The 15327-nt window shown below is 62.3% G+C and carries 15 protein-coding genes; 1 reads left to right on the top strand and 14 read right to left on the bottom strand.

Going from position 1 to position 15327, the window contains the following annotated elements; genetic code table 11:
* Nucleotides 1-197: 197 nt before the first annotated feature.
* The 12 genes from ACW9UO_RS05975 to ACW9UO_RS05920 all read right to left on the bottom strand — a co-directional run bounded on the left by ACW9UO_RS05975 (nt 198) and on the right by ACW9UO_RS05920 (nt 12766).
* On the bottom strand, nt 198-1070 hold the full coding sequence (locus tag ACW9UO_RS05975) for an HTD2 family dehydratase (RefSeq protein ID WP_457088067.1): 873 nt from the start codon (nt 1068-1070) through the stop codon (nt 198-200).
* Complete coding sequence (locus ACW9UO_RS05970; protein ID WP_457088066.1) at nt 1067-2167, bottom strand: CaiB/BaiF CoA transferase family protein; 1101 nt, start codon at nt 2165-2167, stop codon at nt 1067-1069. The genes ACW9UO_RS05975 and ACW9UO_RS05970 overlap by 4 nt, the downstream gene beginning before the upstream one ends.
* Nucleotides 2168-3325, bottom strand: coding sequence for an acyl-CoA dehydrogenase family protein (locus ACW9UO_RS05965; RefSeq protein WP_457088065.1), 1158 nt, complete (start codon nt 3323-3325; stop codon nt 2168-2170). It abuts the gene before it with no gap.
* Nucleotides 3326-3576: 251 nt separating this feature from the next.
* Complete coding sequence (locus tag ACW9UO_RS05960; protein ID WP_457088064.1) at nt 3577-4572, bottom strand: aldose epimerase family protein; 996 nt, start codon at nt 4570-4572, stop codon at nt 3577-3579.
* Nucleotides 4573-4679: 107 nt separating this feature from the next.
* A complete protein-coding gene (gene hemP / locus ACW9UO_RS05955; protein ID WP_457088611.1) occupies nt 4680-4811 on the bottom strand; it encodes a hemin uptake protein HemP in 132 nt (43 codons plus the stop codon).
* 116 nt (nt 4812-4927) lie between these two features.
* Nucleotides 4928-5059, bottom strand: a complete 132-nt coding sequence (locus ACW9UO_RS05950) for a hypothetical protein (RefSeq protein WP_457088063.1) — start codon at nt 5057-5059, stop codon at nt 4928-4930.
* Nucleotides 5060-5221: 162 nt separating this feature from the next.
* Complete coding sequence (gene fnrL, locus ACW9UO_RS05945) at nt 5222-5968, bottom strand: transcriptional regulator FnrL (RefSeq protein WP_457088062.1); 747 nt, start codon at nt 5966-5968, stop codon at nt 5222-5224.
* Nucleotides 5969-6252: 284 nt separating this feature from the next.
* Nucleotides 6253-7836: an ABC transporter ATP-binding protein gene (locus tag ACW9UO_RS05940; RefSeq protein ID WP_457088061.1), complete on the bottom strand. Its 1584-nt coding sequence runs from the start codon at nt 7834-7836 to the stop codon at nt 6253-6255.
* Entirely contained in the window at nt 7833-8939 is a 1107-nt protein-coding gene (locus ACW9UO_RS05935; RefSeq protein WP_457088060.1) for an ABC transporter permease, read from the bottom strand. Before ACW9UO_RS05935 ends, ACW9UO_RS05940 begins: the two co-directional genes overlap by 4 nt.
* Nucleotides 8940-8942: 3 nt before the next feature.
* Nucleotides 8943-10097: a microcin C ABC transporter permease YejB gene (locus ACW9UO_RS05930; protein WP_457088059.1), complete on the bottom strand. Its 1155-nt coding sequence runs from the start codon at nt 10095-10097 to the stop codon at nt 8943-8945.
* Between the two features lie 3 nt (nt 10098-10100).
* Nucleotides 10101-12044 (bottom strand): extracellular solute-binding protein, encoded by a 1944-nt coding sequence (locus ACW9UO_RS05925; protein WP_457088058.1) that lies wholly within the window; start codon nt 12042-12044, stop codon nt 10101-10103.
* Between the two features lie 212 nt (nt 12045-12256).
* Nucleotides 12257-12766, bottom strand: a complete 510-nt coding sequence (locus tag ACW9UO_RS05920) for a c-type cytochrome (protein WP_457088057.1) — start codon at nt 12764-12766, stop codon at nt 12257-12259.
* A 118-nt stretch (nt 12767-12884) separates the two neighbouring features.
* Here ACW9UO_RS05920 and ACW9UO_RS05915 point away from each other — a divergent pair, with 118 nt between their 5' ends.
* Entirely contained in the window at nt 12885-13718 is an 834-nt protein-coding gene (locus ACW9UO_RS05915) for a prephenate dehydratase (protein ID WP_457088056.1), read from the top strand.
* 77 nt (nt 13719-13795) lie between these two features.
* Here ACW9UO_RS05915 and ACW9UO_RS05910 read toward each other — a convergent pair whose 3' ends face one another.
* A complete protein-coding gene (locus tag ACW9UO_RS05910; protein ID WP_457088055.1) occupies nt 13796-14248 on the bottom strand; it encodes a methylated-DNA--[protein]-cysteine S-methyltransferase in 453 nt (150 codons plus the stop codon).
* A gap of 79 nt (nt 14249-14327) precedes the next feature.
* Entirely contained in the window at nt 14328-15191 is an 864-nt protein-coding gene (yghU, locus tag ACW9UO_RS05905; protein WP_457088054.1) for a glutathione-dependent disulfide-bond oxidoreductase, read from the bottom strand.
* Between the last annotated feature and the right edge of the window lie 136 nt (nt 15192-15327).

Here is a 15327-nt window from a genome sequence, read left to right as displayed (position 1 = left end):
GCCGCTTATGGGCGGGTTCATTGGGGGGCGGTGCGGGTGCTTCGATCTCCACACCGCGGGCGTTGGAAATCTTAGGCCACGGGGGGATCTGGTTGGTGCGCAGTTGAGCCGCGCCTGCGCCCCCCGACGAGACCCGTGAGCTTTCCAACGAATATCAGAACCTCAGTCGTCAACCTGCGTGCGGCCCCAGTGCGGCGCTACCAGTCTGCCGTCGCTTCCATCGCCACCGGGCCATCCTGTGCGGCCGTCCAAAGCTTTAGCCCGGTTGCGGTTTCTTCTGCGTTTAGCGTGAAATCGCAGGTGTCGAAAATCGGCGTAAGGCTGCGAAAGGCAAAGCGGGCCGGGCAAGCGCCGCGCAGATCGGCGGCAAATTGGCACAACAGGGTGGACTGCATCGGGCCATGCACGATCAGCCCGGGATAACCCTCGACATCGCGCACATAAGGCGCATCGTAGTGGATGCGATGGCCGTTGAACGTCATCGCGGAGTAGCGAAACAACAGCGGCGCGCTGGGGGTGATCTGGCGCCTGTACGTGCCAATCGGGGCGGGCGGCGGCGCGGCTTTTTCGGCACCGGAACTGGCACTGGAACTGACACCGGCACCTGAACCAACTTGCGGCGCACCGCGATAGACGATGTCTTGCCGCTCGCTCAAAACCGGGCGGCCATCGCTCTCCACGGTGTGATCCACGGTCACAAAACACAGCGCCCCGCTGCGCCCCTGTTTCATCTCGACGTTGCGGATCGTCGAGGCGCGGCTCACTGTTTCGCCAATCACCGCCGCGCCGTGAAACGCAATCGCACCCCCGGCCCACATCCGCCGGGGCAGGGGCACGGGCGGCAGAAATTCGCCGCGTGCCTCATGTCCGTCGGGGCCAAGTTCGCGCGTGGGCAGGATCGGCTGCGCAAGACAATAGTGCAGCATCAAGGAGGCGTCGTCGCCCGGTGCCGTGCCAGAGGTCCGGTCAAAGGTGGCGTTGAACTGGCGCGCCAATGTCGGCGTGAGGATTTCGGCGTCGCGGTCTTCGCGGCCAATCCAGCGGCGCAGGTGGTCGATATCCAGCGTCATGATCTCTCCTTCAACGAACCCTGTGCAGGCACTGGCCCGTAGCTGCGGCTCTCGCCTGCGGTCTGTGCGCCGGGGGCGGGAAACGACACCGGGCCGCCGGGGCTGTCGACGGTGATCCGGCGCAAATGGGGATGCGCGGCCAGCCCGGCCATGTCGTTGACCGAGGCCAGCGCAATCCCCGAAGCGGTCAGCACCTCGATGGCCTCACGGTCCGAACGGCGGGCAAAGGCGGCCGCGACAAGGGCATCGGTCTGGTCACGGTTGGCCACGCGAGCCAGATTGGTGGCAAAGCGCGGATCGTCGGCCAACGTGGCGTCGCCGATGAAATCGCGCGCCAAAACCCGCCATTCGCGGTCGCTTTGGATCGAGATCAGCACCGGCGCGCCTGTTTTGGGCTGAAACACCCCGTAGGGCGCAATCGAGGGGTGGGCGAGGCCGACGCGCGCCGGCGTCTGACCGCCTTCGTGGTTCAGCAGCGGCACCGTCAGCCAATCGGCCATCACATCGAACATCGACACCGAAATGCGCGCGCCTTGGCCGGTGATCCCGCGCCGGATCAGCGCTTCGAGAATGGCGGCATGGGCGGTGGCCCCGGTGGCGATGTCCACAATCGAAACGCCAACGCGCGCCGGTTCGGACGGGCCGCCGGTGATCGAACACAGCCCGCTTTCGGCCTGGATCAGCAAGTCATAAGCCTTGCGATCCGCCAGCGGGCCGCCTTCGCCATAGCCGGAAATCGAGCAGGAGATCAGCCGGGGAAACGCGTCGTGTAGCCTTTCGTGCGCAAAGCCCATCGCCGCCAGTGCTCCCGGTTTGAGGTTCTGGATCAGCACATCGGCCCCGGCCAAAAGCGCCTCTAGCGCTGCCTTGCCCTCGGGGCTGCGCAGGTCCAGCGTCACGCTCTCTTTGCCGCGATTGAGCCAGACAAAATAGCTCGATTGCCCCGCTGCGACGGCATCATAACCACGGGCGAAATCGCCCTCGGGCCGCTCGATCTTGACCACATGCGCCCCGGCATCGGCCAGCCGGGATGAGGCAAAGGGCGCGGCCACGGCCTGTTCCACCGCGACGACCTTTAGACCCTCCAGCGGCAGCATCTAAAACGACCTCGGCAGGCCAAGCACATGCTCGGCGATATACGACAGGATCAGGTTGGTCGAAATCGGCGCCACTTGGTACAGCCGGGTCTCGCGGAACTTACGTTCGACATCGTATTCATTGGCAAAGCCAAAGCCGCCGTGGAACTGGATGCAGGCATTCGCCGCCTCCCAACTGGCCTTGGCGGCGAGGTATTTCGCCATATTCGCCTCGGCTCCGCAGGGCTGGCCCGCGTCATACAGTGCCGAGGCTTTCAGCCGCATCAGATTGGCCGCTTCAATCTCGATATAGGCCTCGGCGATGGGGAATTGCACGCCTTGGTTCTGGCCAATCGGTCGGCCAAACACCTCACGCGTTTTGGCGTAATCTGTGACCTTGTCGGTGAACCAATAGCCATCGCCAATACATTCCGCCGCGATCAAAGTGCGTTCGGCATTCAGCCCGGTGAGGATGTACTTAAAGCCTTTGCCCTCTTCGCCAATCAGGTTTTCAACCGGGATTTCAAGGTTGTCGAAGAACAGTTCGTTGGTCTCGTGGTTGACCATATTTGGGATCGGTTTGACCTCCATCCCCGATTCCATCGCCGCCTTGATATCCACCAGAAAGATCGACAGCCCTTCGGATTTCTTCGTCACCTCGGCCAGCGGGGTGGTGCGCGCGAGCAGGATCATCAGGTCAGAATGCTGCACCCGGCTGATCCAGACTTTCTGGCCGTTGATCACGTATTTGTCGCCGCGGCGCACGGCGGTCGTCTTGATCTTGGTGGTGTCGGTGCCGGTGGTCGGCTCGGTCACGCCCATCGATTGCAGCCGCAATTCACCGCTGGCGATGCGCGGCAGATACTGCGCGCGCTGCGCCTCGGAGCCGTGCCGGACCAGCGTGTTCATATTGTACATCTGGCCGTGGCAGGCGCCGGAATTGCCGCCGGCGCGGTTGATTTCTTCCATGATGACACAGGCTTCGGACAGGCCCAGCCCCGATCCGCCATAGGCTTCGGGGATCAGCGCCGCCATCCAGCCTTCGCGGGTCAGCGCATCGACAAAGGCCTCGGGATAGCCGCGCGCGGCGTCAACCTCGCGGTGATATTCGGGCGGAAACTGCGCACAAAGCGCCCGCACGCCGTCGCGGATGTCGGGGTGGTCTTCGCCGTTGGTCATGTCGTCCTCGTCTGGTGTTCGCGGGTGAGTAAAGCGCGCCGGGCGCAGGGATACAATCGCTTGCGTGACGCTTGAGTGTGTGGCGATTTTTGCCGGATGCCGGATGCCGGATGCCGGATGCCGGATGCCGGATGCCGGATGCCGGATGCCGGATGCCGGATGCCGGATGCCGGATGCCGGAGGGTCAGGCTGGCCTAGACAGTACGGTCCAGACAGTACGGCCTAGACAGACCGGCCCCAGACTGGGCGGCTCAGGTGGATCGGACAAACGCCAGCCGGGTCTCGCTGTGATAGGTCTCACCGGGGCGCAGCAGCGCCTGCGCGGCCCAGGCTTGGTTGGGCGCATCCGGCCAAGCCTGCGGCTCCAGCGCGATGCCCGCGTTGCGCCCATACGCCACACCGTCAAGCCCGGGGCGGCCCGCAATATCGAGCCACCCGCCGTCATAAACCTGCAAGCCCGGCTCGGTTGTGGCCATTTCCATGCGCAGGTTCCCGGCGCTCAGCTCGGCCACCGGGGTAAGGGGGCGGCGCGCCTCGGCAAGGCAGAAATTGTGATCGACCGGGCCGTTGAACGTGGCCGGCTGACGCAGATCAAAGGCGGTCCCGGCAACATCCGCAGGCGTGCCCAAAGGGATCGACCGGGCATCCACAGGCAAATATTGCGCGGCGTCGACCCGCAACCTGTGATCCAGCGCCGTGGGCTGTCCGGTCAGGTTGTAGTAGATGTGGCTTGCCGGGTTACAATAGGTCGGGGCGGTGGTTTCGCCGCTCAGGGTGATCGTCAGCGTGTTGTCCACAATGCGGTAGCAACACTGCAGGTCAAGCTGCCCCGGAAAGCCCATATGCCCCTCGGCCAGCGTCACCCCCAGCGTCACATGGTCCGGCCCGAGATCGAGGATCGCCCAAGTCTGCACATGCAGCCCGTCGCGCCCGCCATGCAGGCATTGCACGTCGTTTTCATTGCGGTCGAGCTGGTGCTGCGTGCCGTCGAGGGTGAACTGCCCACCGGCAATCCGATTGGCGCAGCGGCCGACGATGGCCCCCAAACACCCGGTGCTGCCGATGTAATCCTGCGCGTCGGAAAACCCGAGGATCAGCGGCGCGCCGTGACCGGCCAGCCGCAGATCCTGGACCGTGGCCCCAAGCGTGAGGATACGGGCGCTCAGCCCGGCACGCCCGATGGCGATCTGTTGCAGGGGCGTGCCGTCCGGAGCCTGGCCGTGCTCGGTGATCTGGGGGGATGTCATCTGCGCTCTCCTGTTGGGCCGCAGGAAACGGTATCGCGGCGGGCGCGTCAATCCGGTAGGGGCGGGGGACTGTCGGGGGACTGTCGGGGGGCCGGGCAGGGCGCGGGCTACTTGGTTAGGATCAACTTGCCAGCGCGGGTGATGCGCAGGACGTAGACCATGCCATCGAGCAGAATGCGCGCCGTCGCTTCATCGCCGACCAGCCTTCGGGCATCGTAGATCGGGCCAGCATTTAGTATACCGGAGTTCGGGAGGCCGGCCTCCTGTGACCGGGAATCTTGGGGCCCAGAAATCTGAGATCGAGTACCCCTCGCCGACGTCGCGGGGCGGATAGTTTGCGTGCGGGCAATGGCGTTCATCTCCGGTCCTCCTGAGCGTCGCGCAGACCTTTCAGGGCGCGCCCCGGTGTGGGGTTGCCAAAGGGCAGCGGTGTCGAGACCACCCGCCAAGGCGGCGTTGGTCGGAAAACGCGGTGTCGTTGTGCCATGTTCTTCTCCTGTTTGGGTGAAAAACCGGGCTTTCCAAGGCGGATGGCTGGGTCTTGGCTTTAAGTTGACTGAAACGCTAAGGTAAGTCAAGCGGGCGCAGTAGGGCGCGCGAAAAAGACCGGGACCGGCCTTTGTCTTTCCTCACGGCTGCCAGTCGCGGCTTAGGCGAGGGGGCCGCTCTCAGCGTCGTCGCCTGCTTCTTCGAGCAGTCGGTCAAAATCGGGGACGGTGACATGGCGCTTGCCCGCCAGAACGATCACCTCGTCGCGCTTGAGCGATGAAATCTGGCGGCTCACGGTTTCCAACGTCAGCCCAAGGTAATCGGCCATCGCTTCGCGGGTCAGCGGCAGCTCAAACGCGGTCTGGCCGGTGATCGCACGCAGCTTGAGCGAGGCATCGCGCCGCCCGAGGATGACCAGCAACGAGGCGATGCGTTCGCGCGCGGTTTTGCGGCCAAGGACCAGCATCCATTCGCGGGCGGCGTCCAGCTCATCAAGGGTCATTTCCAGCAGCCGTTGGGCCACATGCGGGGTCTTGACCATCATGTCCTCAAACGGTTTTTTGCGAAAACAGCACATCACCAGATCGGTGGTGGCGACCACATCATACGCCGCGCGCATCCGCCCCGGACGGCCAACAAAATCGCTGGGCAGCAACAGGCCGACCATTTGGGTGCGCCCGTCCTCCATCGTTTGGGTCAGGGTGGCGATGCCGGTGACGACCGAGCCGACAAATTCCATCGCGTCGCCGCTCCAGACGATAGTCTGGCCGGCCTCGAAACTGCGGTAATATTTGATCTGTTCGAGCGTTTGCAGCTCGCCCGTGTCACAGCGCGCACAGACGGCGCGGTGGCGGATCGGGCAATCGCCGCACTGGGCGGAGAGATCGGGGGTCTTGGTTCCAAGCATGGGCGTCGGCCGCTCCCGATTGATCTGGGTCAAAGAGCGCTTTGCGCTCACAAGGTAGAGCTAGGCGCATGGTTGCGAGAACACAACGGGCGCGTCTGGGGCTTTTTGACGCGAGGGCGGACCTGCGCTTGTGTTCTGGCGCGGTTAAGCGGTGTGATTTTAAGGAGCGCTGGCGCGCGCAGGTTTGAGCGTGCTGCGCACGCGGGTCGGGGCTCTGCCCCCGGCCTGCGGCCTCCCCCGCGGTATTTTTGAACAGAAGAAGAGGGGCGCTTTAGGCGGCCGGATCACGCAACTGCGGCGAGCAGGGTGCGGGCGTAGTCTGTGCTGGGGTTGGTGAAGACCTGATCGGCGGGGCCGGCCTCGATCACGTCGCCTTGTTTCATCACCATCACGTAGTGGGACATGGCGCGCACGACCTTGAGATCGTGGCTGATGAACAGGTAGGCGAGGCCGTATTTGCGCTGGAGCGCGCGCAGCAGTTCGACGATCTGCACCTGGACGGTCATGTCGAGCGCCGATGTCGGTTCGTCCAGCACCACCAGTTTCGGGCGCAGGATCATCGCGCGGGCAATGGCGATGCGTTGGCGCTGGCCGCCGGAGAATTCATGCGGGTAGCGGTCCATCATCGTCGGGTTGAGGCCGACTTCCTCCATCACCTCGGCGACCTTGTCGCGGGTGGGGCGGGCATCGCCGCGGGTGCCGTGCACGCCGAGGCCTTCGGCGATGATTTCGGCGCAGGACATGCGGGGCGAGAGCGAGCCGTAGGGATCCTGAAACACGATCTGCATGTCAGAGCGCAGGCGGCGCAGGTTGCGGGTCGACAGGTCGCGCAGGTCGGTGCCGTCGAAGGTGATGCCGCCCTCGGAAGGGATCAGGCGCATCATCGCCAGCGCCAGGGTGGTTTTGCCAGAGCCGGATTCGCCGACGATGCCGATGGTTTCCCCGGCGCGGACGCTGAAATTGGCGTCGTTGACCGCTTTGACGTGGCCCACCGTGCGCTTTAGAAAGCCGCGTTGGATCGGGAACCAGATCTTGAGGTTCTTCGCCTCGGCCACCACCGGTGCATTCGGCTCGACCGGATCGGGCTGGCCGGTGCTTTCGGCGGCGAGCAGTTTTTGGGTGTAGGGGTGGCGCGGGTTGGCGAAGATTTCTTCGGTGCGGCCGGTCTCAACAATCTCGCCGTCCTTCATCACGCAGACCCTGTCGGCGATGCGGCGGACGATGCCGAGGTCGTGGGTGATGAACAGCAGGCTGAGGTTTTCGGCGCGTTTCAGCTCGGCCAAGAGTTCGAGGATCTGCGCTTGGATGGTGACATCAAGCGCCGTCGTCGGCTCGTCCGCGATCAAAAGGTCCGGGCCGTTGGCCAGCGCCATCGCGATCATCACCCGTTGCCTTTGGCCGCCGGAGAGTTGGTGGGGATAGGCGTTCAGCCGGTCTTCGGGGTCGCGAATGCCGACCTTGTTGAGCAGGTCAATGATCCGGGTGCGCGCCTCACTGCCGGTGACGTTCTGGTGCAGCTCCATCGACTCGCGCAGCTGTTTTTCCAGCGTGTGCAGTGGGTTGAGCGAGGTCATCGGTTCCTGAAAGATAAACGAAATGTCGTTGCCGCGGATCTGGCGCAGAGTCTTTTCGCTCGCGCCGACCATTTCGCGGCCCTCGTACGTCACCGAGCCTTCGACCTCGGCAGAGCCGGCGAGCAGCGACACGGTCGAGAGCGCTGTGACCGATTTGCCCGAGCCGCTTTCGCCGACCAGCGCCACGGTTTCCCCGCGTTCGACATCGAAGCTGACGCCTTTGACAGCCGCTGTACGCTTGCCATCCTGACGGAACGAGACGTTGAGATTGCGGACCTTGAGAAGCGCCGTCATTGAAAGGTTTTCCTTGGGTCGAAGGCATCCCGCACGCCTTCAAAGATGAAGACGAGAAGCGACAGCATGAAGGCGAATACGAAGAAGGCGGTGAAGCCAAGCCACGGCGCCTGAAGGTTTTGTTTGGCTTGCAAGGTCAACTCGCCCAGCGAGGGGGCCGAGGAGGGCAAGCCGAAGCCGAGGAAATCGAGCCCGGCCAATTGCGAGATCGTGCCAGTGACGATGAACGGCAGGAAGGTGACGGTGGCGACCATCGCATTGGGCAGCATGTGGCGGAACATGATGGTGGTGTTGGACACGCCCAGGGCTTTGGCCGCGCGGACGTATTCAAGGTTGCGGGCGCGCAGGAATTCGGCGCGCACCACGCCCACCAGCGCCGTCCAGCCGAACAGCACCATGAGGAACACGAGCAGCCAGAAACTGCGCCCGAGCACCGCGAACAGGATGATGATGATATAGAGGCTTGGCGTGGCGCCCCAAATCTCGATCACGCGTTGGAAAATCAGGTCGAGCCAGCCGCCGAAATAGCCTTGGAACGCGCCAGCGATGATGCCGATGATCGAGGCCAGCGTGGTGACGATCAGGGTGAACAGGATCGACAGGCGGAAACCATAGATGATCCGCGCCAGCACATCGCGTTTGGTGTCATCGGTACCCAGCCAGTTGTGATCGTTCGGGGGCAGGGGGGCGGCGCCGGGGCGGTCCACCGGCGTGTCATAGCTGTAGGGGATCAGCGGCCAGAGCATGAAACCCTTGACGAAATCGCCCTCCGGGGTGCCGCCACTGTCGACCATTTCGATCAGGCCTTCGGGGTCGTCCCAGCACTCTTCCAGCCCACCGGTGCGCACAAGGCATTTGACCTCGACATCGCGGTAAATCGCTTCGGTGCGGAAGTCGCCGCCAAAGGCGGTTTCGGGATAGAAGTTGAACACTGGCGTAAAGTATTCGCCGCGGAATTTCACCAGGATCGGTTTGTCATTGGCGATGAATTCGGCGCAGAGCGTCAGGCCGAAGACGATGACAAAGATAATGAGCGACCACAGCGCGCGGCGGTTGGCCTTGAAGTTGCGCCAGCGGCGTTGGTTGATGGGGGAGAGGGTCATGGGTCAGCCCTCCCGCTTGTCAAAGTCGATGCGGGGATCGACAAAAACGTACATCAGGTCCGACAGAATGCCGACAACGAGGCCGAGCAGGCCGAAGACAAAAAGCGTGCCAAAGATCACCGGATAGTCCCGCGCCACCGCCGCCTCAAACCCCAACCGGCCGAGACCATCGAGCGAGAAGATCGTTTCGATAATGATCGACCCGCCGAAGAACACGCCGATGAACACCGCCGGAAACCCTGCGATCACGATCAGCATGGCGTTGCGAAAGATGTGGCCATACAGAACCTTGCTTTCCGACAGACCCTTGGCGCGGGCGGTGATGACATATTGCTTTTTGATCTCGTCCATAAAGCTGTTCTTGGTCAGCAGCGTCAGCGTGGCAAAGGCCGAGATGGTCGAGGCGATCACCGGCAGAGCGATGTGCCAAAAGTAATCCGCGATCTTGCCGGGCAGGCTCAGATTGTCGAAATTCTCGGACGTGAGGCCCCGGAGCGGGAAAATCTGCCAATAGCTGCCGCCGGCAAACAGCACCAAGAGCAGGATGGCAAACAGAAATCCGGGGATGGCGTAGGCGACAATGATGATGCCACTGGTCCAGGTGTCAAAGGTCGAGCCGTCAGACACCGCCTTGCGGATGCCCAGCGGGATCGACACCATATAGGCGATCAGCGTCGACCACAGACCAAGCGAGATCGACACCGGCATCTTTTCCAGCACCAGCTCGAGCACCCCGATTGAACGGAAATAGCTCTCGCCAAAGTCGAGCCGCATGTAGTTGCCCATCATCAGCAGAAAGCGTTCGCCAACGCCGATATCCTCTTTCACACAGGCCGGATCGTCGAGGTCAGGCTCCCCCACATGGCTGTCGTCGCAGACGATGCGGGAAAAGCCGAAATCGACCTCAAGCTGCTCGATGAACTCTTTGTCGAGACCGCGCGCCCCGGCGTATTCGCTGTCCGAGCCGAAGGTCTGTTCGCCCACGTCCTCGCCGCCGCCAGAGATGCCGCCAAAGACATCGCCCTCGCCCTGAACACGGGCGAGCATCTGTTCCACCGGGCCGCCGGGCACAAACTGTACCAGCGCGAAATTGATGATCATGATCCCAAGAAGGGTCGGGATGATGAGCAGTAGTCTGCGGAGAATATAGGCGCCCATGGGTTACTTCAGCGCGCCTTTGGCCTTGAGGGCCGCGTGTTTCTCTTCGTTGAACCACCAGAAATCCAACAGACCCAGCGCATAAGGCGGCAGCGGATCGGGGCGCTCGAACATGTCGTAATAGGCGACCCAGTATTCCGGCACATAGCCCGCATGGGCAACGATGCGTTCGTACCGCAGCGCCCGGTCAAGCGCCTTGAGCGCAATGACCTCGTCTTCGCGGGTTGTGGTGTCAAGCGCGGCTTGGATGATTGCATCCACCATCGGGCTACGCAGCGCCGCGCCGTTATACGATGACACTTCGGCGGTTTCCGAGCCGAACAATTGCTTAAGCCCGGTGCCCGCCGAGGAGAAGCTCAGATAGCGGGTGTTGATCATGTCATAGTCTTTGTCGAGGAAGCGCTGCTGGCCCTGCGCGCTGTCCACCGCTTCGGCGGCGACGGCAATGCCCCAGCTTTCCAAGGTCTGCACATAGGTCTCGATCATCGCCTTGCGGGTGTCATCCCAGCTCGACAACACAAGGAAATCGAGGCTCATTTGCTTGCCATCCGCATCGACCAGTTTGCCCGCGTCATCCACGCTCCAGCCTTCGCCTTGCAACAGCTTCAGCGCGGCGCGCTGGTTTTTGCGGTCGCTCGGGCTGCGCGGGTTCGAGGTATGCGGCATCACCGCCTCTTCGGTCAGCACCTCGGGCGGCACCACATCGCCGAGCGATTTCAGCAGCGCGAGCTCGGCCCCTTCGGGCACCCCACTGGCGGCCCAGTCCTGATTTTCCGCGAAAGAGGCGCGTTGCGTTGTCAGACCGAATTGCAGCGACTCGCGTACCCATTCAAAGTTGAACGCCAACGACAGCGCGTGGCGCACATTGCGGTTGTCGAGCGGCGGGCGCAGGGTGTTGAAGATCATGCCCGAGTTGTTGGGCGCATTGCCATCGGGGATTTCCTCGCGCACCACATGGCCTTTTTGCAGCGCCGGGAAGTCATAGCCGGTGGCCCAACGTTTGGTCGAGCCTTCAGAGCGGAAGTTATAGATTCCGGCCTTGAACGCCTCGAACTCGGCGGCGTCATCGGCGAAGTACTCGATCCGCACCTTGTCAAAGTTGAACCGGCCTTTGTTGGCCGGGTGATCCCAGCCCCAGTAATCGGGATTGCGTTCGTAAACCACGTAGCGATTGAACTCGTAATCGCCGACTTGGTAGGGGCCAGAGGCCATCGGCGACTGGACCGAAGGTTCGTCCAGCCGCTCGCCGGTTTCCTTGTACCACGCTTCGGAAAAGATCGGTGTGCCACCGACTTGGGAAATCAGCGACCGGCGCGAGATTTCATCGGCGAAGGTGAATTTGACCGTGAGTTCATCGATCACCTCGACCCCGGTGATCCGCTCCGAAACCGAGCGGGCATAAGACCGGATCGCCTGTTCGAGGAACAGGTTGTGGGTGAAAGCGGCGTCCTGCGCGCGCAGCGGCGAGCCATCGCGGAAGGTGACGTCATCGCGCATGTGGAACACGCACCAAGTCTTGTCCTTGGGGTATTCGACTTCGCGCGCGATCAGGCAATAGGCATCGGTGATCGAATCCGCCGGGAGGCCACCGCCCCAAGGCATCTCGCCGAACATCGATTCTGCCACGACACCGGATTCGGATTCGGCATTGCCGCGCCACGCCCAGCGGTTGAAGCCATCAAACGTCCCGCGCGACGACAGAACGATCTCGCCGCCCTTGGGGGCGTTGGGATTGACGTAATCCCAGTGTTTGTAGTCGGCGGGGTATTTCAGGTCGCCGTAGAACGAATAGCCGTGGCTGATGACCGTTTCTGAGCCGTCACTGGTCTGCCCGATCAGCCGCGAGGGCGGCAGGGCCGCGCCAAGCGCTGTGGCCCCGAACATGCCAAGCGCGGCGCGTCGGGTGAAATCGAACCCAGTTTTGGGGAGTATCGGATCGTCGGTCATTCAGTCGCTCCTATCGGCCACGAAACGCGAGGTTTCTTGCTGCCTGCTTGGCCCCGTAGGCTAGAGCGGGGCCGAGGGATCAATCAAGTCGATATTCCGTGAATGTAGGTGAAGTTTCCGGCATGCCACCCACCACGCAAGAAAAAACCGCCACACTCGGGGGTGCAGCGGTTTTAATGTCGTGTCCGTCAGCCTTGATCGGTTGGCGTCGATCAGTTGTCGAGGCTGTCGAGCCAAGCAATGATATTGGCGCGATCTTCTGGCTTTTTCAGACCGGCGAAGGACATCTTGGTGCCCGGCGCATAGCCTTTGGGGTTGGCGAGGAAGCCATCAAGCAATTCCGCATCCCAGGTCTGGGCCACTTCGACCAGCGCACCGGAATAGCTGAAACCGTCAACGCTGCCGACCGCGCGGTCAACCACACCGTAGAGGTGCGGGCCGGTGCCATTGGCGCCGTCTTCGACCTTGTGGCAGGCGCGGCACTTGCCATACACCTTTTCGCCCTTGGCGATATCGGCGCTGGCCAGCAGCTCTTCGAGCGAGGGGCCATCCGCCACGTCGCCGCCACCTTCGGCTTCGCCGGTGTCGATGACATAGGCTTGTTCGGCATCGCCGTGGCCGCCGGATTCATAAATGATTTCCGAGGCCCACTTGCCGAGAAGAAAGATCAGGAATGCTCCGCAAAAGCCGCCCAGGATTTTGGTCGAGGTCATTGTGTCCATAACACGCGAGTCCTTACGTCTGGTCTTTGATCGGGTCTTACGGCTTCCCCTTCACAAGGGCAAGGTGTAGAAACCGCGACGAAACGCCCGGATTGGGCCAAAGACGGAAAAAAGTGCGATGACAGGACGGATTGCCTTTCAGGGAGAGCCCGGAGCCTATAGCCACGAGGCGTGCCGCGATGCCCGCCCTGAAATGGACGCGCTGCCGTGCCGCAACTTTGAAGATGTGATTTCGGCTGTCACCTCGGGTGAGGCCGAACTGGCGATGCTGCCGGTGGAGAACACCACCTATGGCCGGGTGGCCGATATTCACCGGCTGTTGCCGCAGTCGGGGTTGCGGATTGTCGGTGAGGCCTTTGTGCGGGTGCACGTCAGCCTGATGGCGCATCACGGTGTCCAGATCGAAGACATCAAGAAAGTGCGCGCACATCTGGTGCTGTTGCCGCAATGCGCGGCGTTCCTGAAGAATTATGGCATTCGCGGCGAAGCAGCGGCTGACAGCGCGGGGGCGGCGGCGGAACTGGCCGAGACCGGCGATATGACCTCGGGTGTGCTCGCCTCGGATCTGGCGGCGGATATCCACGGGCTGCACATTCTGGCGCGCCATATCGAGGATCACGCGCACAACACCACGCGGTTCCTGCTGATGGGCCGCGAGCCGGATATGTCGCGGCGCGGCGATCACGGGATGCTGACGACCTTTGTGTTTCAGGTGCGCAACATTCCGGCGGCGCTGTACAAGGCGATGGGCGGATTTGCCACCAATGGCGTCAACATGACCAAGCTCGAAAGCTATATGGTCGGCGGATCGTTCACCGCGACGCAGTTCTACGCAGATATCGAAGGCCACCCTGACGACCCGGCGGTCAAGCGCGCCTTGGAAGAACTGGACTACTTCACCGACATGCTGGAAATCCTCGGCACTTATCCGCGCGATCCCCGCCGCGATTGAGCGGTGCCAAAATCCATTATGGATTTTGAACAAATCCATCAATGGATTTGGCGCGCGTTTGGTGGAGCCGGTTGCTTTCAGATTAAAAGCCCTGCCGCTTTCTCGTGACGTAGCAGCCAGACTTTGGTTTCCACACCGCCCTTGGCCGAAAATCCCCCAAGCCCCTTGGCCGCAAGGATGCGGTGGCACGGGATGAGGATCGGGATCGGATTGGCCCCGCAAGCTTGCCCGATGGCCTGCGCCGGGGCGTTGAGCTCTTTGGCCAGGTCGCCATACGTCCGGGTTTCGCCGAACGGAATGCGCAGCAGGGCGGCGCAGGTGCGTCGGACCAGATCCGATCCCTCCGGCGCAAGCGGCAGATCAAAGCTTTCCCGCGCACCGGCGAAATAGGCGGTCAACTGTGCCTCGGCCTCTCTGAGCAAAGCCGTGTCATCGCAGGCGCCCCTGCGCCAGGTGGTTGCGGTGATGGCCCCCCGACTTTCAGTGAGGGTCAGCGGGCCAAAAGGTGTGTCGAGGCTACGGTCAGGCATAGACAGAGATTGGCCTTCGCAGCGCAAAGGCGCAATCTGTTTCCCGTGCGATTTCCCGTGGAATTTTCAGCGGGGTCGGTCAGTCGACTTTCTTTTTGTCTTCTGTCTTGGTGTCGAAATCCGCAGGCGAATGGCGTTCGTGCAATTGCGTCTCGGGTTCGCCAAACGTGCGATTGACCATGCGGCCGCGTTGCACCGCCGGGCGGGCGTCGATCTGTTTGGCCCAGCGCATCACGTTTTCATAGCTCTCGACGTCAAGGAATTTGGCGGCCCCGTAAAGACGGCCCAGCACCAGTTGGCCATACCACGGCCAGATCGCGATATCGGCGATGGTATATTCGCCGCCCGCCATCCAGTCTTTCCCAGCCAGATGCCGATCAAGCACGTCAAGCTGGCGCTTGGTTTCCATCGCGAAGCGGTCAATCGGATATTGCCATTTTTCCGGCGCGTAGCTGTAGAAATGGCCAAAGCCACCGCCCAGATACGGCGCGCTGCCCATTTGCCAGAACAGCCATGACAGCATCTCGGGGCGGTCTGCCGGGTTTGTCACCTGAAAAGCACCAAATTTTTCGGCCAGATGCATCAAGATCGAACCGGATTCAAACACCCGCACGGGCGTTTCGCCAGAGTGGTCCATCAGCGCCGGGATCTTGGAGTTGGGGTTCGCCGCGACAAAACCCGACCCGAACTGATCGCCATCGCCGATGCGGATCAGCCAGGCGTCGTATTCGGCGTCATGTCCGGCTTCGAGCAGCTCTTCGAACATCACGTTGACCTTCACGCCATTGGGCGTGGCAAGCGAATACAGTTGGAATTTGTGGTCGCCGACGGGCAGGTCCTTGTCGTGGGTGGCACCGGCGATGGGGCGGTTGGTCGAGGCGAATTCGCCGCCATTCTCTGCGTCCCAGGTCCAGACTTCGGGGGGCGTGTAGGTATCGGTCATTGCAAGGTCCTTGGCTGTTTCGCTTACAGACCTAGGGCGCGAAGCGGGCGGGGCCAAGACCTGCACAGATGATGTGCGTTTATGCGGCGGGGTGCGGGGGATTTTCAAAAGGAGGGCTTTGCCCACAGGTTTATTT

The sequence above is a fragment of the Marinovum sedimenti genome, assembly GCF_054052205.1.
Note: the sequence above shows the minus strand (reverse complement) of the source record. Positions and strands in the feature narration are given on the sequence as shown.